The organism is Phenylobacterium sp. (genome assembly GCF_044358365.1).
In the GTDB taxonomy this organism is placed as follows: Bacteria; Pseudomonadota; Alphaproteobacteria; order Caulobacterales; family Caulobacteraceae; genus Phenylobacterium.
The window spans coordinates 1-19,442 of record NZ_JBIKNZ010000063.1; the positions used below are offsets into that span (position 1 = coordinate 1).

Sequence of the window (19,442 nt, forward strand, 5' to 3'; positions counted from 1 at the left end):
CCCGCGCCTGACGGCAGCGCGCCAGTCGCTGGCGGCCACCGTGGTGCGCGCGCCCGTCGACGGTCACATCTTCAACCTGACCCAGTTCACCATCGGCGGCCTGGTCGGCGCCGGCGAGAATGTGATGGATGTCGTGCCGCTTGGCGCGCCCCTGACCGTCACGGCGATGATCCGCCCCGAGGATGTGGACGAGGTCCGCGTCGGTATGACCACCAAGGTCCGCCTCACCGGCCTGAACCAGCGGTTCAACGACGCGCTGGATGGCACGGTCGCTGTCGTCTCGGCCGACCGGATGACCAATGAGCAGAATGGCGCTGCGTTCTATCGGATCGATGTGCGAATCGATCCTGCGGAGCTGAAGAAACTGAAGAAGGGCGTCCAGATGACGCCTGGAATGCCCGCAACCGTCACCGTCGTCGGCGGCAATCGATCGGTCATGGGTTATCTGATTTCACCCATCACCAGCACTTGGGAAGACGCGTTCCGCGAGGAGTAGCGGCGCCGGCGCCACACCTCGACGTGGGAAGATTCCCGGGGCTTTTTCATGTTGCCTAATTGTCGGGCTTCCGATACGTCTCCCCGTGGGCTCGTCCGATCTACGCCGCAGCCATGCTATGGTTATCGGTGTATTAGGACCGCTGGGACTGCTCCACTTCGGGTGGGGGTCAAGCGTTCTGGGGGTCCGTGTGACACTGACTGGAGAGATAAATGGCGATTTATAATTTTGAGACCATCACCGACGCGCAGGCGGCAGCCTTTACCGCTGCAGACACTCTGATCTTCGGGCAGGCCGGTGAAACGGCGACCCGCACCACGGTGCGTTACAACGCTGCGACCGCAACCTCGACGGCGACCATCACGATCACCTCGGGTCTGACCGGAAAGTCGGCGACGTTCTCACCGAGCGTGGCCTCGGCTACGGCGACTAAAGTGCTTTTCACTGACGGCAGTTCGCTCGTTATAGACGCTGATCAAGCCCCGGGCGTTGGCAGCGCCATCACTGCGGCAGATGCCATGTTCGGGGGCGCTGATGGCGCTACCAATGACGCTTACTATGGCGGCGGTGGAAACGATACTCTCAGCACCGGGGGCGGCAACGATTTTGCTCAGGGCAACCTCGGCAACGACTCGATCGCTGGCGGTGCGGGCAATGATACGCTGTACGGCGGTCAGGGTGGCGATACCATCGACGGCGGTGCGGGCACCGGCTTCGTGCAGGGCAACGTGGGCGCGGACGTCTTGTCCTCCACGGGCGGCACGGCTGCCACGATCCTCGGCGGTCAGGATAATGACTCCGTGACGGGTACGAACGGCGCTGATTTCCTTAACGGCAATCTCGGCGACGACACGATCGCGGGCGGCACTGGCAACGACAGCATCTTCGGCGAAGGCGGCAGCGACACGCTGACCTCGACGGCGGGTGAAACGTCGCTGATCTCGGTCGATGGCGGCGCCCAGAACGATAGCATCTCCACCGGCGGCGCCTCGGGCAACATCCTCGGCGGCGACGGCAACGACACCATCGCGGCCTCCAGCGGCGGCTCCACGGGCGTTGCTGTCATCAACATCCAGGGTGGCCTTGGCGACGACACGATCAACTCGGCTAACGTCGGCAAGGACAACCTGCTCGGCGGCCAGGGTGACGACACGATCACGACCACTTCATCCGGCTTCGACCTGCTCAACGGCAACCTCGGCAACGACGTGCTGACGGGCGGCGGTTCTGCTGACCAACTCTTGGGCGAAGACGGCAACGATACGCTTTCCGCCGGCGGTGGTAATGACGTGATCGCTGGTGGCGCTGGTAACGACAGCGTTCTGGCTGGCATGGGTAGCGACAATGTCACCGGCGGCGACGGAAACGATACCGTTGACCTCTACGGCGGCAACACGGAAGCCGGTACCTCGGCAACTGGCGGCGATACCATCGATACGGGTGCCGGCAACGACTCCGTCACTGCAGGTAGCTTCAATGACGTTATCGTCTTGGGCGATGGCAATGACAGCGTAGTGGGTGGTGCAGACACCACATCCGCAGGTACCAATGGCGGCGATGACAATATCAGCGGTGGTGCTGGTAACGATAGCATCGATGGTGGTGGCGGAACCGACATCATCACTGGCGGTGAAGGAAACGACACTGTTGTAGCCTCGGCCGGTACCGACAATATCGATGGCGGTGGCGGTAACGACGTTCTCGCCGGTGGTTTGGGTTCGGACACGATCCAGGGCGGCGACGGCAACGACAACATCACCGGCGGCGCTGCCTTCGACATCCTCAGCGGTGGCAACGGCAACGACGTGTTCGTGTTCGCGGCGGGTGAGTCCGGTACGACCCCGGGCGGCATCGACCGCATTCTCGACTGGACCGGCGGCACGACCGGCGCTCTGGTCGACCGCCTCGACCTGTCGGTGGCTGGTTCGGCCACGAACTACTTCGAAGCCGGTACGTCTTCGAACTACACCACCGCACTTGCGGCGGCGAACAGCTTCTTCACCACCAACACCGCTACCTTCGATTACTACGTTGTCCAGCTTTCGGACGGCGTGGTGGTCTTCCAGGACAACGCGGGCAGCACGGTGAACGACGGTATCGTTCTCGTCGGCCGCACCCTGTCGGACATCGAGTTTGGCAACATCATCTAAGCCCACGGGCAACGATGGATATGGATCGGGCCGCCCTTCGGGGCGGCCCTTTTCTTTTGGGAACATGACTCGCTCCCGGCCCCGCCGATGTCCTTGCGCGTGATCGCGTCCCGACCCACAACCGTCGTCGAACACGCCGCTCTCAAGTCCCGGACCGTGACCGTGCCCGACCAAGCGCCCCAGACCTCTGCCGATATCCTGGCAACCCAGGTCCAGACCCTCCTTGCCGCACCCCAGCCACCCGCGGCCCAATGCCTGGCCCTCGCCCGCCAACTCTATCAGGCGCAGCGTTTCGCCGAAGGCGAGCGCCTCACGGCGCACACCATGCGCCTACACCCCGATGACCGTGATCTCTGGAACATCCGGGGCGTCTTCCTGCGCGTCCTCGGCCGCCCCGAGGAAGCCCTCGCCGCCTTCGATCAGGCGCTGCGAATCGACCCGATCTTCGCAGGCGCCGCGATCAATCGAGGCAACGTGTCGCTGGACCAGGGCGACCATACAGCCGCGCTGGACGCCTTCACGCGTGCCCTCGAACTCGACCCGCAGGGCGCCATGCCGCGAACCATGGCCGCCCGGGCGCTTCTCAGCCTGGGGCGGACCGCAGAAGCTATCCAGCGCCTGAGCGAAGCCACCGCGCTTCGTCCCGACTACGCCGAAGCCTGGCGCCTCCTTGCCAGCACCCTGCACGAAGCCGGGCGGTCAGATCTGGCCCATGAAGCCCTGTCCCGCGCCCTGGCCGCGAATCCCGATCAGCCGAGCCTCATGGAAGCGATGGCTCATCTCCTCCGGGTTTCCGGTCGTCGTGCTGACGCCGAGGCGTTTCTGACCGGCCAGCTCCAGCGGCAGCCTGATACACCCTGGGCCCACTTCCACCTCGGCGACCTGTTGGCCACGGCCGACCCCGATCGTGCAACGACGCATCTGCGCCGCGCCCTCACACTCGCACCCGATCAGGCGGACTATGCGTTCGCCTTGCTCAAGGCGCTGTGCAGCGACGTCATGCGCGATGACGGCAGAAGGCTGGATGAGGCCTTTTCACTGGCCCGGAACCTTGCCGCCCGTCCCAACCCCAAACCCGCCCAGATTGCCTTGCTCAGGGATGTGTTCGCCCGCACCTGCGCCCATGAAGACATGGCCCGCCTAGGGACTTTTGAAACCCTCGGGCGCAGCTGGGCCGGCGCGGGGCTGAATGCCGCGCTGATGTTCCATCTGGCTCAGGCCGACACCCCGGATCGCGCCCGGGAACTGCTGGCCCAACACAGGCTCTGGGCCACGACCGTCGAAAGCCGCGCGGCGCGGGCGCCCGTCACGCTTGCGCCCGCGCACCCTGGCAGCAAGGTGCGCTTGGGGTTCCTCTCCTCCGACCTACGGGACCATCCCGTGGGCCGCCTTGCCCTGCCCCTCATTGATCATATCGATCACAGTCGCTTCGAGGTGTTCGTCTACTCCTTCTTCCGTGGCCAAGCGGACGGCGTTCAGGCCCGCATCAGTCGGTCGGTGACGGGTTTCCACACCTGGCCCGAGATCTCGGCGCGCGAAGCGGCTCAGCGGATCGCCAGTGATCAACTCGATATGCTGATCGAACTGGGCGGCCCCACGGACATGAACCTGCCCGAGGTGCTGGCCTGGCGCCCCGCACCGATTCAGGCCAGCTACCTAGGCTATCCCCACTCCACAGGCCTCTCGGCGGTGGATCACTACGTCTGCGATCCGTTCAACGCGCCCCTGTCGCCCGACCTGTTGCTGGAAGCACCGCTCTTGCTGCCCAGAAGCTGGATCGCACTGGGTTCAACCTCATTCGCCAGCGCCCCCCCGGTCGCCGTGCAGACGCCGGAACAGCGCCGGGGCTATCTCACCTTCGGAAGCGCCAACAATCCCTACAAGTACACCCGCGAAACGCTCACTGCATGGGCTCGAGTCGTGGCCGCTGTGCCAGGGTCCCGTTTCGCTGTCATTCGGCCGGAGGCCGGCTCAGAGGCGCTGCGCCAGAATATCACGGCGGCTTTTGCGGCCCAGGGCGTGTCGGCTGATCGCCTCGAGTGGCAGCCAACCCGTGGCCATCATCTGGCGGCCTACGGTGACGTCGATGTCTCCCTGGACACCTTCCCGCTGACCGGGGGCGCGACGACCGTCGAATCCCTGCTGATGGGCGTGCCCGTGGTCAGCCTCGCCGGGGAGGCGTTCTTCCAGCGCCTCAGCCGGTCCATTCTCATCAACGCCGGCCTGGCCGACCTGTGCGTCGATACGCCTGAAGCCTTCCATGCGACCGCTGTCAGCCTGGCCCACGACCGCCCGCGTCGGATCGCCCTACGCCAGACCCTGCGCGCCGACCTCCAGGCCTCGCCCCTGGGCGACACCGACACATTTGCCCGTGATTTCTACGACATGATCCATCGGGTGGTGACCGCTAAAGCCGGATCTCGAACCGGCGACTGATGGCCACCTTGCCCTGTCGCCAGACGCGGTAGTCGGCCACATAGGTTCCGCCCATCCAGCCCGTGACGGGCGTCTTTTTGCCCACATAGGTCACCCACTGCGCCTTCCAGCGGTCCAGCGGCTGCGCGCGGCTGCGCGCCAGGCTGACCCCGTCGGGACCCTTGAGCTCCAGTTCGATCTCGTCTCCGGCCTGCAAGCCGATGCCGCGCGCGTAGGCGACGATGTAGGGTGAACTCCGTCCGGGTGGGGCGATACCGCCGGCCTCCACCTGATCGGGCGTCACCGGGCCCGCTGCAAACCCCGCGTTCAGCACCACGCCTAGCCTATAGGTCATGGCCGTCCGCGCTTCCGGGGTCCACATGTCGCCCTGTGCGGCGCAGCCGGCGCCGTCCGCAGGTGCAAAGGGATCCACCACGGCGCCGTTGTGGCGTACCGTCATGTGCAGGTGCGGATACTCGGTGTTTCCTGACAGGCCCACCCGTCCGATCGGTGCGCCAGCGACGACCGCGTCACCAGGTTTCACTCGAATGCTGCCCCGCGCCATATGGCAGTACTGGGTCTCCCAGCCGCCGCCGTGACTGATGGCCACCCCGTTTCCGCATTCCTGATTCGCCACCGGGGGCGCACCCGGCGCTCGCACGGAGATGTCCGCGACGCCGTCGCGAACCCGCGCCACCGTGCCGGCCGCCGCGGCCAGCACATCCACGCCTCGCCGCTGCGCCGCCATGTCGAGGAGGCGGACGTCGATCCCGTTGTGGGCCTGATAGGTCTGTGTGGCGCAGCGGTAGTCGCGCACCCCTGGACCAGGATCGCGGTCAACATAGTGCTGGATCTCGCAGGTCCGCCCCACCACGCAGGCCACCGGGAAGGCCAATCGAGGGCCGGCAGGGACAGCCCCCTGCGCAGCGAAAGCTGCAAGGCCACCAAGGGCGCCGAGAGCCAGAATAGATGGCCTTGTCATGATCAAACCCTGTCGGGGCTTCGAGACCAAATTGCGGCCTCAGGGAAACCGGATACCCGCAAGCGCGGCCAGCCGCTCCGCGTCCGCGGCGTAGATTTCCCTGAGATATGCCACATCCTCAGACGTCAACTCGGAGGGGTAGTCCATCTCCTGACCCACATGCACACGTCGCGGCGTCGGCGCCTGTCCGGGCGGCAGACCCAGAAAGGCCCGCACTGACGCGAGCGCGCCCGCCGGGTCCGACTCGAGCCCCGCCGATGTCAGGATCAGCAACTGCTCACGTGGAAACAAGGTCAGGATCCGTTCCACCTGTTCCCCATAGAACCCGCGTTCCACATAGGAAAACTCGCGGTGAAAACCCCAGGGCTCGGCGTCGAAAAGCCGCTGCCGCCCTTGACGGATACACCGGGCAAAGCGCTCACGCTCGACACCGCGTGCGTACTCCATTCGCCAGTGCGACCACGCCCGTTCCACGGGATCGCGCAGCACCAGGATCAGTTTCATGGCCGGATTGTAGGTTGCGATGCGCTCCAGCGCGCCTGGCCAGTAGCTGTAGATCGGCGTGGCCTCTCCCAGCGGTCGCCCGCCGGGATCATCGAAGCGGGCGTGGTAGGCGTCGTAATCCGGCGCGGCCCGGTCCTTCGTGTCATCGTCGAAGAAGTGGAGTTCCTTCTCCCGGCTCAGCGCCACATCGGGATAATCGCTGAGATAGTCGAACAGCGCCGTGGTGCCGCCCTTCTGGACGCCGATGATCAGGAAATTGACGCGGGGCGAGACGGCCATAGCCTCACATCTCCCGCCAGCGCCCGCCGCGCAAGCCTTCCGGCTTCTGGATCGCGCCCGAACCCGCTATGACGAGACGCAAAGACGCGGCGCGCGCGAAGGTTCGGCGATGAAGACAGTTATCCTGGCGGGCGGCCTCGGCACGCGCATCTCGGAAGAGAGCCACCTGCGGCCCAAGCCGATGATCGAAGTCGGCGGCCGACCGATCCTCTGGCACATCATGAAGCTGTATTCCCACTACGGCTTCAACGATTTCGTGGTCTGCCTCGGGTACCGGGGTTACGTGATCAAGGAGTACTTCGCCAACTATGTGCTGCACAACGCCGACCTGACCGTCGACCTGGCCAAGGGATCCATCGAGTATCACGCCACGCATCACGAGCCCTGGCGGGTGACCCTGGTGGAGACCGGCGCGGACACCATGACCGGCGGGCGGCTGAAGCGTGTGGCGTCATATCTCGATCCGGACGAGCCGTTCTTTTTCACCTACGGTGACGGCGTGGCCGACCTCGACATCGGCAAGCTGGCCGCGTTCCACCGGGGCCATGGCAAGGACGCCACGCTCACCGCCGTCACACCGCCCGGCCGCTATGGCGCGCTGGAGATCGAGGATACACAGGTGCAGCGGTTCATCGAGAAGCCGCCGGGAGATAACGGCCTGATCAATGGTGGGTTCTTCGTGCTGAACCCGTCGGTCATCGACCGGATTGCGGAAGACGCGACGAGCTGGGAACGGGAGCCGCTGGAAGGCCTCGCCGCCGACGGCCAGCTGATGTCGTACCGGCATGACGGCTTCTGGGCGGCCATGGATACACTGCGCGACAAGAACCAGCTCGAGGCGCTCTGGGCGTCCGGCGAGGCGCCGTGGCGGCGGTGAACCCGGGCTTCTGGGCCGGCAAGCGCGTCCTACTGACCGGCCATACCGGCTTCAAGGGCGGCTGGGCGGCGATCTGGTTGAGCCGTCTGGGCGCAAAGGTCACAGGCCTGGCGCTGGCGCCCGACCAGCGCCCGAGCCTCTACGAACTGGCCCACGTCGGCGCGCGGACCAACTCGCGGCTCTGCGACCTGCGCCGACCGGACGAGGTGGCGGCCGCGCTGGAGGGCGCGGCGTTTGATCTGGTGCTGCATATGGCCGCCCAACCGATTGTGCGCACCTCCATCGAGGACCCGATCGCCACCTTCGACACCAACGTCATGGGCACAGCCCATCTGCTGCAGACCTTGCGCCGCCAGACGTCGCTTCAGGCGGTGCTGGTGATCACCTCGGACAAGGTCTACGCCAACGCCGAAACCGGCCGGGCCTTTGCCGAGGGCGACAATCTGGGCGGCAAGGATCCCTATTCCGCCTCCAAGGCGGCCGCCGAGATCGTGGTCCAGAGCTACGCGAAGAGCTTCTTCCCGAGTGTGCCGGTGGGCACGGCGCGCGGCGGCAATGTGATCGGTGGCGGAGATTTTTCCCGCGACCGGCTGGTGGCCGACATTGTGCGCGCGGTCCAGGCGGGCGAGGCGGTGACCTTGCGCCACCCCGAAGCCACGCGGCCCTGGCAGCATGTCCTGGATTGTCTGGCCGGCTACTTCCGGCACATCGAGGCGCTGGCGACAGATGCCGCAACCCCTCGATCACTGAACTTCGGGCCCCGGCCCGGCGGCCCTGAGGTCACAGTGGGCGAACTGGCGACCCTGGGTGTCGCGGCGCTGGGCGGGCAGCCCTGGCGTCACGAGCCCGACCCCGTATCGCTCGAAGCCCAGGCCCTGGCGATCGACGCCAGCCTGGCGAAGCGCGCCATCGGTTTCGAGAGCCGGCTCGATGCGCCGCAAGCCGTGGCCCTGACCATGGACTGGTATCGCCGTCAGGCGGCGGGCGAGGATGCGCTGGCCTTGTGCGAAGCGCAGATCGCGGACTATGAAGGCCGATCATGAGTCTCTGCCGCTTCTGCCGCGCCCCCCTCACTCGCACCTTCCTGGACCTCGGCCTGCAGCCGCTGGCCAACAGCTACCTGACGCCCGAACAACTGGCGGCCGGGAACGAGCCGGTGTTTCCCCTGCACACCAGGGTCTGCGACGCCTGTTTTCTGGTGCAGGCGGACCATGAGGTGCCGGCGGACGCGATCTTCGACGACAGCTACGCCTATTTCTCGTCGTTCTCGCCGGGCTGGGTGGAGCATGCGCGCCGCTACGCCGAGGCGATGACCGAGCGGTTCGGGCTGGGGCCGCAGTCCCTGGTGGTGGAGGTCGCCAGTAATGACGGCTATCTGCTGAAACACTTCCTGGCCAGAGGTATCCCGGTGCTGGGCGTGGAACCCACCGCCAATACTGCCGAGGCGGCCCGCGCCATTGGCGTGCGCACGGATGTGGAGTTCTTCAACGCCCAAACGGGCAGGGCGCTGGCGGCGCGCGGCGACATGGCCGACCTGATGGCCGCCAACAACGTTCTGGCCCATGTACCGGACCTGAATGAATTCGTAGGGGGTTTCCAACACGTGCTGAAGCCGGAGGGGGTGCTCACCTTCGAGTTCCCGCATCTGCTGAACCTGATCGAGAAGGTGCAGTTCGACACCATCTATCACGAACATTATTCCTACCTGTCGCTGGTGGCGGTCGAGCAGGTGCTGACGGCCCACGGCCTGCGCCCCTTCGATGTGGAGCTGCTGCCCACCCACGGCGGGTCACTCCGGCTGTTCTGCTGCCACCAGGCGGCTCGCCACGTCGAGACCGCAGCCTTGCGGACCCTGCGCGCCACGGAAGCGGCCGCCGGTCTCGACAAGGCCGAAACCTACGATGGGTTCTCTGCGCGGGTGGAGGCGGTCCGCGACAGCTTCCAGGCCTTCCTCAAGGAGGCCCGTGACGACGGCAAGGCCATCGCGGCCTACGGGGCGGCGGCCAAGGGCAACACCTTCCTGAACTATTGCGGGACCACCGCAGCAGATATCGTCGAGGCCTATGACGCCAACCCGGCCAAGCAGAACCGCTATCTGCCCGGAAGTCACGTACCGATCCGTAGTCCCGACGCGGTGCGCGCGTCACGTCCCGATTACGTCCTCATCCTGCCGTGGAACCTCAAGGATGAGATCACCCGCCAGCTTGCTTTCATCGGCGATTGGGGCGGCCGCTTTGTGATCGCCTCGCCAACCACGCGGGTGCTGGACTGATGCGATTCCTGGCCACCGATGTCGTCGGCGTGATGATCATCGAGGCCGAGCCGAATCGCGATGACCGGGGCGGTTTCGCGCGACTGCACTGCCCGGAGGCGTTCGCCGCCGCGGGCGTTCCGTTCGAACCCGTGCAGACCAGTCTTTCGACCAATCCGGCGCGGGGCACCCTGCGTGGGCTGCACTTCCAGAAGGCGCCCTACGCTGAAACCAAACTGGTCCGCGCGGTGCGCGGCCGCATCTTCGATGTCGCGGTCGACCTGCGGCCCGACAGTCCCACCCACCGCCAATGGATCGGGACCGAGCTGTCGGCGACCAACCAGCGCGCCCTGTTCATTCCCGAAGGCGTCGCCCACGGCTTCCTCACCCTGGAGCCAGACAGCGATGTCCTCTACCAGATCGCACCGGCCCATACGCCGGGGCATGGCTCAGGCGTCCGCTGGAACGACCCGGCATTTGGAGTCGTCTGGCCTGCGTCGCCGGCATTGATGTCACCCGCCGATGCGGCCTACGCTGACTACGATGCTCAGGATTGATCCCACGGCCCGCATCTCGCCGATGGCCGACATCGAGGAGTCGGTGCGCGGGACGCTGATCGAGATTGGGCCCCGGGTGATGATCGACAGCTTCGTGAAGATCAAACCCACCGGCGGCATGGGCGATGTGGTGATCGGCGCCGACAGCGCGATAAACTCTGGCACGGTGATCTACACCGGCAACGGCGTGCGTATCGGCGTTGGCGTGGCCATTGCCGCCAACTGCACGCTGGCGCCGACCAACCACGCCATTGCTGATCGCGATCGGATGATCAAGGACCAGGGCTTCCAGCCTTCCAGAGGCGGCATTCTCATCGAGGACGATGTGTGGCTGGGCTCGGGCGTGGTGGTGCTGGACGGGGCGGTGATCCGCAAGGGCGCCGTGATCGCCGCCGGCGCCGTGGTGCGGGGCGAGGTGCCGGCCTATGCGATCTATGGCGGTGTGCCGGCGCGCCGCATAGGCGAGCGCGGCGCATGAGCGTCACCGTCGTCGGCGCCCGGGGATTTGTCGGCGCGCGGCTCGCCCGGCGGCTCGCGGCCGAGGGCGCACAGCCCTGGACCCCGGCCAAGGGCGATCCGGAATTGCTGAAGCGCGATCTGGGCGTGGTCTACTATTGCGCGGGTCTGACCGCCGACTACGACCGCCGTCCGTTCGACGCCGTAGAGGCCCATGCCAGCCTGGTCAGCGAAATCCTGCGCGCCGGGCGGTTTGACCGGCTGATCTATTGCTCGTCCACGCGCCTCTACGACGGCTTGCCTCAGGCCGAGGTGGACGAAGCTGCTTCCCTGGTCTTCGATCCTGCCGACCCACGCCGGGTCTATGACCTGTCAAAGGCCCTGGGCGAAAACCTCACCCTTGCCCGCTCCGGGGGCCGTGGCGTGGTGGCGCGCCTGTCCAACGTCTATGACGGCGCCGAAGGCTCACCGGGGTTTCTGTCGGAATGGCTGATCAAGGCGGGGCGCAGCCGCGATCTCACCCTGGAGTCCAGCCCCCACATCCGCCGCGACTACATCCACCTGGATGACGTGGTGAGCGCCCTCATCGCGGTGGCCGGCGGTTCGGGAATCTACAATCTGTCTGCCGGCGCCCTGACCTCCAACGCCCAGATCGCCGAGGCCTTTGCCGCCGAGGGCTGGCGCGTGGGATTCACCGGCGCCGCCGATCCGCCGCCGCCGCCCAATGCTTCCGCCACCCGCCTGGCCGGTCTTGGCGTGCGCGCCCGGCCGGTCAGGGATGTGGTGCGCAGCCATTTGAGAGGCCTCGGGACGTGAAGCTGATCGACCACACCCGGCAGAGCCTGCTGGACTATCTCACGACCCAGTGCGCCGCCATCGTCCCCGATGGACGCGAGGCGGCCTTCCGCGCTGCCGCCGATGCACACCTCGATGAAGCCCTGGAGCGGATGCATGTCTGCATCAACGCCTGCGCACCCTGGCGGCCGGACCAGTTCAATGTGCTGCAGTCATCGCAGCACTGCATCCTCCTGTATTTCCTGTCGAATTCCATCTACGTGCGGTCCGGCGACACCGCCGCCGCCACGCGACTGTTCCTGATGAACAAGGCGTTCAACGGGATCGACCTGTTCTACGAGATCGCCATGCCGCCGATCTTCTACATCGGGCACAGCGTCGGCATCGTGCTGGCCAAGGCGACCTACGGCAATCGGCTGGTGCTCTACCAGAACTCCACCATCGGCCGTCACAAGGACCGGATTCCGGTCATTGGGGAAGGCGTGGTGGTCTATCCCAATTCGGCCATCATCGGTCGCTGCGACGTCGGCGACGGGGCCGTCATCAGCCAGGGGACCAGCGTTCTGGACGCCGGGGTTCCGCCCAACCGGCTGGCCTTTACCGGCGCCGATGGGCGGCTTGCCTTCCGGCCAGCACCCGGCGCCATTCTCGAAGAATACTTCCGGGCCTGAGATCAGCCGGCGGGTCGCACCGTGCGGTAGATCATGTCGTAGAAATCCCGGGCGAACTGGTCAGTCTGACCCAATGGCCCATTGCGCATCCGGTCCCGCAGCGAGCCACGCAGTTCCAGCCGGCGTTCGCGGTTTCCCGCCAGCGCCACGGCGGCCGCCAGATAGTCGTCCAGGGTGTTCACGGCCAGGTCGCCGATCCCGCTGTTGGTCATGATCGAGGCGCTGAGGCGCTCGTAGAAGGCCGGACCGATCAGGCTGATCAACGGCACGCCCATCCACAGCGTCTCCGCCGTGGTGGTGCCGCCGGTCAGGGGGAACGGGTCCAGCGTGATGTCCACCTCGTTGTAGAACGGCATGTGAGCGCCCCGGATCACATGGAAGATCACGCGGTCGGCTGAAACGCCCTCGGCCGCGAACTGGCGCAGGATGTTGGCGCGGAAGCTCTCGCCGCTGCCTTCCGGGCGAATGAAGGCGAACTTAGAGCCCGGGGTTGCGGCCACCACGCGCGCCCAGGTCTGCAGGACTTCCCGGGTGTACTTGTGGGGGTTGTTTGCGGTGCCATAGGTAATGAACCCGTTCCGAAGCTCCGGCGCCTCCTTGATCTCCACGGTGTTGGAGAAGAACCGCGACCCCAGTGCGATCCAGCTCTTCGGCATCATCAGGGGCTTTTCGACCAGCAGCTCACGCTCCGGCGGCACCGTGATCGGATCGCAGACCAGATAGTCGATCGCCTCCAGTCCTGCGGAGTGCGGATAGCCCAGCCAGCTCGCCTGCACCGGCGCGGGCTTGTAGGCCATCACCTCCAGCTTGTTCATGTGCGTGGAGCCGCCCAGTTCGATCAGCATGTCCAGCTGATCCTCGGCGATCTTCTCGGCGGCGCCGGCCACGGAGATGTCCGGCCACCAGCGGTACGCCGTCACCCGCTCGGTGATGTGGCGCTGGGCTGCGTCTTCCTGGCCCGTATAGAACGAATAGACGAACACCTCGAACCGCTCGTGATCCACGTGATCAAACAGGGGCAGGGCGAAGTAGCCCACCGGGTGTTGCCGCAGATCCGACGACATGAACCCCAGGCGGACCTTGCCGCCGGGCGGCCGCGGCGGAGGTCGCTTGATCGGCCGCCGGGATGCGGGAACTTCCACCCCGCGTCCCCAGATGCGGTGCTGTTCGAGCAGTTCCCGACGATCCTCATCGGTCCGAACCCGCGCCAGTTGCTTCAGCAGCGCCGTGTGACGTCCGCTGCCCGCCCAGCCGCGCCCCAGCGTCCGGAAGTCACCCACCTGGTCCAGGCCGTCGAAGTCGCACACCCGGATCATGATCTCGCACAGGATCTTGGTGACGCTTTCGGTGAACTCGGCGCTGCGGTGGAGTATGGTCTTGGCGAGCTGATAGCCCTCCTCGATATGGCCGCCCTCGTCGCCGCTACGGGTGCGCTCCAGGCTCTCGATCAGGGCCGTGACATATTCGATGCGGGCGGGATCCAGGGCGATGGCCCGGCGCAACAGCACATTGCCCGCCGCCCGGTCCTGCTCCGAGACCATGATGCCCAGCTGGTGATGCACCCAGGCCGCGTCCGGCTGGGCGGCCAGCACCTCGCGGGCGAAGGCCTCGGCGCGCGCTGCCTGGCCGGTGCGGCGCAGCACCATGGTCTTGCCTTCCAGCAAGCGCGCATTGCCGGGATTGGCGGCAATGGCCCTGTCGAGCTGGGCTTCGGCGTCTGCGGTGCGGTGCTCCTCGCCCAGGATGCCCACCATATCCAGCCAGGCGTCGATCAAGCCCGGCTGCACCGTCACCGCCTGCCGGAACCGCACCAGCGCCGGCTCCAGCTTGTTCTGCTTGTGCAGGGCGCGCCCCAGCTGGCGCTGGTACTCTCCGTTGCGCGGATCGATCCGCACCAGCCGGCTGAACACCCCCTCCGCCTTCGCGCCTTCGTTCAGGTCGAGCAGGACATTGCCGTAATTCTGCAGGCCGCCCAGGTTCTTGGGCGCGACCCGCGTGGCCATCTCCAGCGCCGCCAGCGCTTCGGGCAGGCGCTTCAGTTTGCGCAAATTGACGCCGCGCACATTCAGCAGGTCAAAGTCGCGCGGAAAGCGCTCCAGCCCCTTGGCGCCGAAGGCCGCACCCTCCTCGTACCGACCCGCCTGATAGAGCTGGACCGTGAGCGTGCGATAGACCTGCACAGGCCGGGCCGGATCGTCGCCGATGGCGGCGATCAAATGCCCGATCGCCTCGTCCCGACGACCGCCGTTCAGGGCCGCCTGCGCCGCCGCCAACCGATCACTCATGCGCTGGTTATCCTCTCAGGCCTACAGGCCACGACTTACGGCGCGCGCTGCGTCGCTTCAACGCCTTGATTGAGGTGGCGCGGACAAGGCGCGGCTTGACCCCGCCGGACGGCCACGCCAAAGCCGCGTCCCATGAACATCCTGCTTGTTGGCTCGGGCGGCCGCGAACATGCGCTTGCCTGGAAGATCGCCGCCTCGCCTCTGGTGACCCGGATCGTGGCGACCCCGGGAAATCCCGGCATGGCCGAGCACTGCGAACTGCGGGGTGTCGCCGCCACGGACGTGCCCGGCCTGCTTCAGCTGGCCCGCGAGATCGCCGCCGATCTTGTCGTGATCGGCCCGGAAACCTCGGTCGAGGCGGGGCTGGCCGATGCGCTGGCCGAGGCGGCAATCCCCTGTTTCGGCCCGACCGCGCAGGCGGGCCAGCTGGAATCCTCCAAGGCCTTCACCAAGGCCTTCTGTGACCGCCACGGCCTGCCCACCGGCGCCTATGCGATCTGCGAGACGGCCGCCGAGGCCAGGGCCTCACTGGCCCGGTTCGCCCCGCCCTACGTGATCAAGGCCGATGGGCTGGCCGCCGGCAAGGGCGTGGTCGTCACGCCCGATCTGGCCGAGGCGCAGGTCGCTATCGACGACGCCTTCGGCGGCCGGTTCGGCGCCGCCGGCGCGCGTGTGGTGATCGAGGAATTCCTGGAGGGCGAGATCGGCTCGCTGTTCGCGCTGTGCGACGGCAAGACGGCCATGCTGTTCGGCGGGGTCCAGGACCACAAGCGCGCCTTCGACGGCGACAAGGGACCCAACACCGGCGGCATGGGGACCTATTCGCCGGCGCCCGTCTTTACGCCGCAGCTGGTGGAGCAGGTGCGCACGCGGCTGGCCGAACCCGCCTTCGCCGGCATTGCGCGGGACGGCGCGCCCTATCGCGGCGTATTGTTCGTGGAACTGATGGCCACCCGGAATGGCCCGAAACTGGTCGAGTTCAACGTCCGGTTCGGCGACCCGGAATGCCAGGTGCTGATGCTGCGGCTGGAAAGCGACCTCGTGCCCTACCTCCTCGCCTGCGCCACGGGCACACTGGCCGATATGCCCCCGCCGGTCTGGCGCGACGAGCCAGCGGTCTGCGTGGTGCTGGCGGCGGAAGGCTATCCGGGCACGCCACGCGCGGGCGGCGAGATCCGGATTCCCGATACGCCCGGCGAGGGCGTCGCCGTCTTCCACGCGGGCACGCGCCGTGACGAGGCCGGGGTGCTGCGCGCCGCCGGAGGCCGGGTGCTCAACGTCTGTGCGCGAGGGCCTACGCTGAGAGAGGCGCGTGACCGTGCCTATGCGGCGGTAGACGCCATCCATTTCCCGGACGGGTTCTGTCGTCGCGACATCGGCTGGCGGGCGCTGGGGTAGGGCCGCTGGTCTGGGCGGCGAGGGCATTCCCATTCTCATCCCCCATCGGGGGGCGAAGGCGATCTTGAGCCCGGGGGGCTCGCGAGCACCGCAGCGGACCGCCCGAAGGGTGGTGGAGGGTGCTTCCGTCGTAGGGCTTGAGGCGTAACCGTCAATCATCCCGAGCGACGCATCGAGACCCTCAAACGCCAGGCTGGCCGGCAACCTGAGCGTCCGGACGCCGCGCTGGGCAGGCCACGCAGAGAGACCACCGATCGTCAGGAGTTCAGGGCTCGATAGACATCATCGCGGCCTTAAATGTTCTTTTTTTGTTCTTGCCATTCTGAATTTTCCGGGGGAGATTTCGCTTTGCGGCTTTCGCGCCGGGCAATCTGACGCCCGCAGCGCTGGCCGCCTCATTCCTATCGTCAACTTGGGGGCAGAATGGCAGAATCTGGTTCATACGCTCGTGGTGGGCAGGCGCGCAGCGTACCTGATACGCTGGCGGGTCCGTACGCGGAGATGTTGGCTGCACAGCGGAGTTATAACGCGAAGCAAGCCACCGATATTGCGGCGCGTAGGTCTGGCCCGGACAGATTGCGCCCGGTTTCGGCCCCGGTCCGGACGGCGCCGATAGCGCCGCTGGCCGACCGGATGTATCGCCCACCGGCTGACGACCTTGTTGAACTGCGCCGGCAGCAGGCGGCGTTTCAGGAGACGAAACGCGCGATCAGCCGTGACAACGCCTGGATGGCCGTCCCGGCCCTTGCGCCTGTCGCGGTCGTCGCCGGGTTGGAGGCAGCGGGCGCTTTGGCGGCGCGTCTTGCTCCCGAAGCGATCAAGCGTGCTCCGTTCCAGTTCACGAAGCAGGATCCCTATCTGCGGGTCGGTGACAACTACGCAACACGCGGCGGGCGTCGGGCCCATGCGGAATTGAAGAGGCGCGTGGAGGACAAATTGAACTGGAAGTCGGATGCAGATCTTCCACTCAATAACGGGCGTGTCGTGAAGCCTGATGTCCGCACGCCGCTGAGAATGCGACCGAAGGGTGACAAGCCCCTTGCCTATCAGATGGAACTCAAACCCGATACGGTGTCAGGCCGCAAAGCCGCAGCCAAGGCCGTCAAGATGTACTCGAGCACCGGCACCAAGACCCGCGCCATCTTCTACGATCCGAAGAAGTATCGATGACCCGTCTTTCCTACACGAGGGCGCTGGACAACCTGTTGCTTCCGCTAGGCTTTGAGCGCCAGAAAAACATGTGGACGCGTGTCTCGGGCGACATTGTGGAACAACTCAACCTTCAAAAGAGTTCGGTGGATGGATCGGTGACGGTGAACCTGTTCGCCAAGGACCGCGAGACTGAACGGATCATCAAGACGATCCCGTGCAAGCACCCGCTGTGGATCATTCAGTATGGTGTCCGGTTTCCTCAACTGATCGAAGGATCTGATGGCCGGGACCTTTGGTGGAAGAATAATCCTGAAGGACCGGCCGAAGTGGCCGGGCTGGCGCAGCGCTATGCATTGCCCTGGTTCGCCAGCGTGACCACAGTCGAGGATCAGGCGCGCGAATGGTACGGTCGCAGTACAAGGAATACGTGGAAAGAGCCCAACCTGGCCGCTATCGTCGTGACGTTGTACCGGCTGGGCGAACTGGACGCAGCGCTGCCGCTATTCGATGAGCCCATCCCGCGCACGGCAAATCCGGTGATGGTCGAAAAGGCCCGATGCATCCAGAGCTGGGTGAAGGCGCAAATCCAGCTACGGGACGGCGGGCAGGGGTAGGCGTAGCCAGCCCCTGGGCTAGGACAGGTGCTGGGGCGGGATTGAAGGGGGAGCGCCGGTGGCGTTGGCGTCGCAAGCGACGTTAAGAGAGGCGCGTCGGCGCAGGCCCGGCCATGGATCTCATGGCAGCCAGTTTGCCTGACGCCCAGGCCAACTCAAGGACCGGCCTCCGGCCGGCCGCGCCGCGGCGGCCCCTCGGGGCCGTCCTTGACTTGGCCTGGACGTCAGGCTCGCATCATCCGTGAGATTTGGTGCGGGGAGGCATCCGACGATGCGCTCTCGACTTGGGACTGGGAGCGGCGGGGCACGTTAGCCTGTCCCTCTATTCCAGTCCCTCAATTCCACTGGCTTGAGGTGGACGCCCCTCGGGCGTGCTAGTTGATGAGAGCTTGAAGGTCGGTTTCCTGAATTATGCGGATCGCCAGACCGGATTCCATAAGCTGTTCGGCTTTCACCTGCTTCGCACTTCGATCTTTGCCCGCCAGCCTAGAAACGTCCTGGTCTCCCACAACAAGTAAAGTAGTTCGCTTCGTCACTGAAGAATCCACAGCACCGCCAGCTTCATGGACGAGATCCGCTACTTTCTGGCGGGGAAGCGAAAGCGTTCCTGTGATAACCACCACCTCACCGAGCAGTGGGCCGTCCCCATCGCCTGTCCTCGCTACCGACTTATGTGAGCGCGGTGGAGCCGCACACCGGTCAAACCAACCTTCAAGATCGACGCCGCTTTCATCAATTGCCCGCAGCATGATCAACCCTGCGGCTCGGGCGTCTTCTAGCGCGTCATGATGTTGGAATTTGATGCCGAAGGCGGATGCTAGGGTGGCCAGTCCATAACCCTCGGCCGCGAGCGATGGCCAAGCCCTACGGGCGACCATGAGGCTGTCGAGCCAGCGACAGTTAACGTCTTCGACCTCATACCGAGCCGCCGCTTGCCTCAGAGCCAACCGGTCAAAAGCGCTATGGGAAATGGCGATTTGATCTTGAAGTCGCTCCGCGATCCAGGCGCGCGCCTGGCTAAAGGCCGGCGCGCCAACAACCTTGCTTGGCCCAATTCCATGGAGGCGTTCGTTGAACGGCGCAAAGTAATCCTCCGGATCGATCAAGGTGCTATCCGCGAACACTTCTCGCCCGTCCTCGAACCCGACAACGCCTATCTGACAAATGCTGCGCATCTGCGGATTGGCAGTCTCGACATCAATCACAACAAAACGCATGCCTAACCGCTCCCTTTCCGATCGAATACAACCTAAGCGGAAGCTTGCTGAATCTGCAAACCTAGGTGTCTGGTCCCGGAGTGTGGGGGAATCAGCCAAGCTGATCCTTCATTCCGGGAGGACCTATGGGCCAGATACTCCATGGCAGCGCCACGACCACGTACGCCGTCCGAGCGGCGATACAGCGATCGAAAGCTCCGCTCAAGGAGCTAGCCACCCAGCACGGGCTTAATCAGAAGACCGTCGCCAAGTGGCGCAAGCGGGCCTTCGTGCACGATGCGCCGATGGGTCCGAAGACCGTGCGCTCGAGCGTGCTGACGGGCGAGGAAGAGGCGATGGTCGT

General features: G+C 65.7%; 17 protein-coding genes and 1 pseudogene. 14 read left to right on the forward strand and 4 right to left on the reverse strand.

Annotated features, from left to right (window positions below; genetic code table 11):
• The 3 genes from ACIQ3B_RS14465 to ACIQ3B_RS14475 all read left to right on the forward strand — a co-directional run.
• On the forward strand, positions 1–496 hold a 496-nt coding region (locus ACIQ3B_RS14465), incomplete at its 5' end, for an HlyD family efflux transporter periplasmic adaptor subunit (protein ID WP_397403758.1).
• 212 nt (positions 497–708) lie between these two features.
• Positions 709–2,646, forward strand: coding sequence for a beta strand repeat-containing protein (locus ACIQ3B_RS14470; protein WP_397403759.1), 1,938 nt, complete (start codon positions 709–711; stop codon positions 2,644–2,646).
• A gap of 162 nt (positions 2,647–2,808) precedes the next feature.
• Positions 2,809–5,082: a tetratricopeptide repeat protein gene (locus ACIQ3B_RS14475; protein ID WP_397403761.1), complete on the forward strand. Its 2,274-nt coding sequence runs from the start codon at positions 2,809–2,811 to the stop codon at positions 5,080–5,082.
• On the opposite strand, the gene ACIQ3B_RS14480 is transcribed toward ACIQ3B_RS14475, so the two are convergent.
• Positions 5,054–6,043: a M23 family metallopeptidase gene (locus ACIQ3B_RS14480; protein ID WP_397403763.1), complete on the reverse strand. Its 990-nt coding sequence runs from the start codon at positions 6,041–6,043 to the stop codon at positions 5,054–5,056. The genes ACIQ3B_RS14475 and ACIQ3B_RS14480 overlap by 29 nt on opposite strands.
• Before the next feature lie 39 nt (positions 6,044–6,082).
• Positions 6,083–6,826, reverse strand: coding sequence for a sulfotransferase domain-containing protein (locus tag ACIQ3B_RS14485; protein WP_397403765.1), 744 nt, complete (start codon positions 6,824–6,826; stop codon positions 6,083–6,085).
• A gap of 109 nt (positions 6,827–6,935) precedes the next feature.
• On the opposite strand from ACIQ3B_RS14485, the gene rfbF reads away from it, so the two are divergent.
• Genes rfbF through ACIQ3B_RS14520 form a run of 7 tightly spaced genes read left to right on the forward strand, consistent with a single transcriptional unit; the run spans position 6,936 to position 12,433 of the window.
• Positions 6,936–7,703, forward strand: coding sequence for a glucose-1-phosphate cytidylyltransferase (gene rfbF / locus ACIQ3B_RS14490; protein ID WP_397403767.1), 768 nt, complete (start codon positions 6,936–6,938; stop codon positions 7,701–7,703).
• Complete coding sequence (gene rfbG / locus ACIQ3B_RS14495) at positions 7,691–8,746, forward strand: CDP-glucose 4,6-dehydratase (RefSeq protein ID WP_397403769.1); 1,056 nt, start codon at positions 7,691–7,693, stop codon at positions 8,744–8,746. Before rfbF ends, rfbG begins: the two co-directional genes overlap by 13 nt.
• Entirely contained in the window at positions 8,743–9,975 is a 1,233-nt protein-coding gene (locus tag ACIQ3B_RS14500; protein WP_397403771.1) for a methyltransferase domain-containing protein, read from the forward strand. The genes rfbG and ACIQ3B_RS14500 overlap by 4 nt, the downstream gene beginning before the upstream one ends.
• On the forward strand, positions 9,975–10,511 hold the full coding sequence (rfbC, locus tag ACIQ3B_RS14505) for a dTDP-4-dehydrorhamnose 3,5-epimerase (protein WP_397403773.1): 537 nt from the start codon (positions 9,975–9,977) through the stop codon (positions 10,509–10,511). Before ACIQ3B_RS14500 ends, rfbC begins: the two co-directional genes overlap by 1 nt.
• Positions 10,477–10,989, forward strand: a complete 513-nt coding sequence (locus tag ACIQ3B_RS14510; RefSeq protein WP_397403774.1) for an acyltransferase — start codon at positions 10,477–10,479, stop codon at positions 10,987–10,989. Before rfbC ends, ACIQ3B_RS14510 begins: the two co-directional genes overlap by 35 nt.
• Positions 10,986–11,783, forward strand: coding sequence for an NAD-dependent epimerase/dehydratase family protein (locus ACIQ3B_RS14515; RefSeq protein WP_397403776.1), 798 nt, complete (start codon positions 10,986–10,988; stop codon positions 11,781–11,783). Before ACIQ3B_RS14510 ends, ACIQ3B_RS14515 begins: the two co-directional genes overlap by 4 nt.
• Complete coding sequence (locus tag ACIQ3B_RS14520) at positions 11,780–12,433, forward strand: hypothetical protein (protein ID WP_397403778.1); 654 nt, start codon at positions 11,780–11,782, stop codon at positions 12,431–12,433. The genes ACIQ3B_RS14515 and ACIQ3B_RS14520 overlap by 4 nt, the downstream gene beginning before the upstream one ends.
• 2 nt (positions 12,434–12,435) lie before the next feature.
• On the opposite strand, the gene ACIQ3B_RS14525 is transcribed toward ACIQ3B_RS14520, so the two are convergent.
• Positions 12,436–14,718: a tetratricopeptide repeat protein gene (locus ACIQ3B_RS14525; RefSeq protein ID WP_397403779.1), complete on the reverse strand. Its 2,283-nt coding sequence runs from the start codon at positions 14,716–14,718 to the stop codon at positions 12,436–12,438.
• 132 nt (positions 14,719–14,850) lie between these two features.
• On the opposite strand from ACIQ3B_RS14525, the gene purD reads away from it, so the two are divergent.
• From purD to ACIQ3B_RS14540, 3 genes are all read left to right on the forward strand, one after another.
• Entirely contained in the window at positions 14,851–16,116 is a 1,266-nt protein-coding gene (gene purD, locus ACIQ3B_RS14530; RefSeq protein WP_397403781.1) for a phosphoribosylamine--glycine ligase, read from the forward strand.
• Positions 16,117–16,692: 576 nt separating this feature from the next.
• Positions 16,693–17,286, forward strand: coding sequence for a hypothetical protein (locus ACIQ3B_RS14535; protein ID WP_397403783.1), 594 nt, complete (start codon positions 16,693–16,695; stop codon positions 17,284–17,286).
• Positions 17,283–17,882 carry a DUF4304 domain-containing protein gene (locus ACIQ3B_RS14540; protein WP_397403785.1) on the forward strand — a complete coding sequence of 200 codons (600 nt, stop codon included), beginning with the start codon at positions 17,283–17,285 and terminating at the stop codon, positions 17,880–17,882. Before ACIQ3B_RS14535 ends, ACIQ3B_RS14540 begins: the two co-directional genes overlap by 4 nt.
• Before the next feature lie 374 nt (positions 17,883–18,256).
• On the opposite strand, the gene ACIQ3B_RS14545 is transcribed toward ACIQ3B_RS14540, so the two are convergent.
• Entirely contained in the window at positions 18,257–19,099 is an 843-nt protein-coding gene (locus ACIQ3B_RS14545; RefSeq protein ID WP_397403787.1) for an exonuclease domain-containing protein, read from the reverse strand.
• A gap of 125 nt (positions 19,100–19,224) precedes the next feature.
• Here ACIQ3B_RS14545 and ACIQ3B_RS14550 point away from each other — a divergent pair.
• Positions 19,225–19,442, forward strand: a pseudogene (locus tag ACIQ3B_RS14550) (IS481 family transposase); the annotation flags it as partial.

Bases quoted from the DNA above. Each gene is read 5' to 3' on its own strand.
- ACIQ3B_RS14485 (WP_397403765.1), bottom strand. From the start codon at position 6,826: ATGGCCGTCTCGCCCCGCGTCAATTTCCTGATCATCGGCGTCCAGAAG.
- ACIQ3B_RS14525 (WP_397403779.1), bottom strand. From the start codon at position 14,718: ATGAGTGATCGGTTGGCGGCGGCGCAGGCGGCCCTGAACGGCGGTCGT.
- rfbC (WP_397403773.1), top strand. From the start codon at position 9,975: ATGCGATTCCTGGCCACCGATGTCGTCGGCGTGATGATCATCGAGGCC.
- ACIQ3B_RS14480 (WP_397403763.1), bottom strand. From the start codon at position 6,043: ATGACAAGGCCATCTATTCTGGCTCTCGGCGCCCTTGGTGGCCTTGCA.
- purD (WP_397403781.1), top strand. From the start codon at position 14,851: ATGAACATCCTGCTTGTTGGCTCGGGCGGCCGCGAACATGCGCTTGCC.
- ACIQ3B_RS14510 (WP_397403774.1), top strand. From the start codon at position 10,477: ATGCGGCCTACGCTGACTACGATGCTCAGGATTGATCCCACGGCCCGC.
- ACIQ3B_RS14540 (WP_397403785.1), top strand. From the start codon at position 17,283: ATGACCCGTCTTTCCTACACGAGGGCGCTGGACAACCTGTTGCTTCCG.
- ACIQ3B_RS14500 (WP_397403771.1), top strand. From the start codon at position 8,743: ATGAGTCTCTGCCGCTTCTGCCGCGCCCCCCTCACTCGCACCTTCCTG.
- ACIQ3B_RS14545 (WP_397403787.1), bottom strand. From the start codon at position 19,099: ATGCGTTTTGTTGTGATTGATGTCGAGACTGCCAATCCGCAGATGCGC.
- rfbF (WP_397403767.1), top strand. From the start codon at position 6,936: ATGAAGACAGTTATCCTGGCGGGCGGCCTCGGCACGCGCATCTCGGAA.
- ACIQ3B_RS14470 (WP_397403759.1), top strand. From the start codon at position 709: ATGGCGATTTATAATTTTGAGACCATCACCGACGCGCAGGCGGCAGCC.
- ACIQ3B_RS14515 (WP_397403776.1), top strand. From the start codon at position 10,986: ATGAGCGTCACCGTCGTCGGCGCCCGGGGATTTGTCGGCGCGCGGCTC.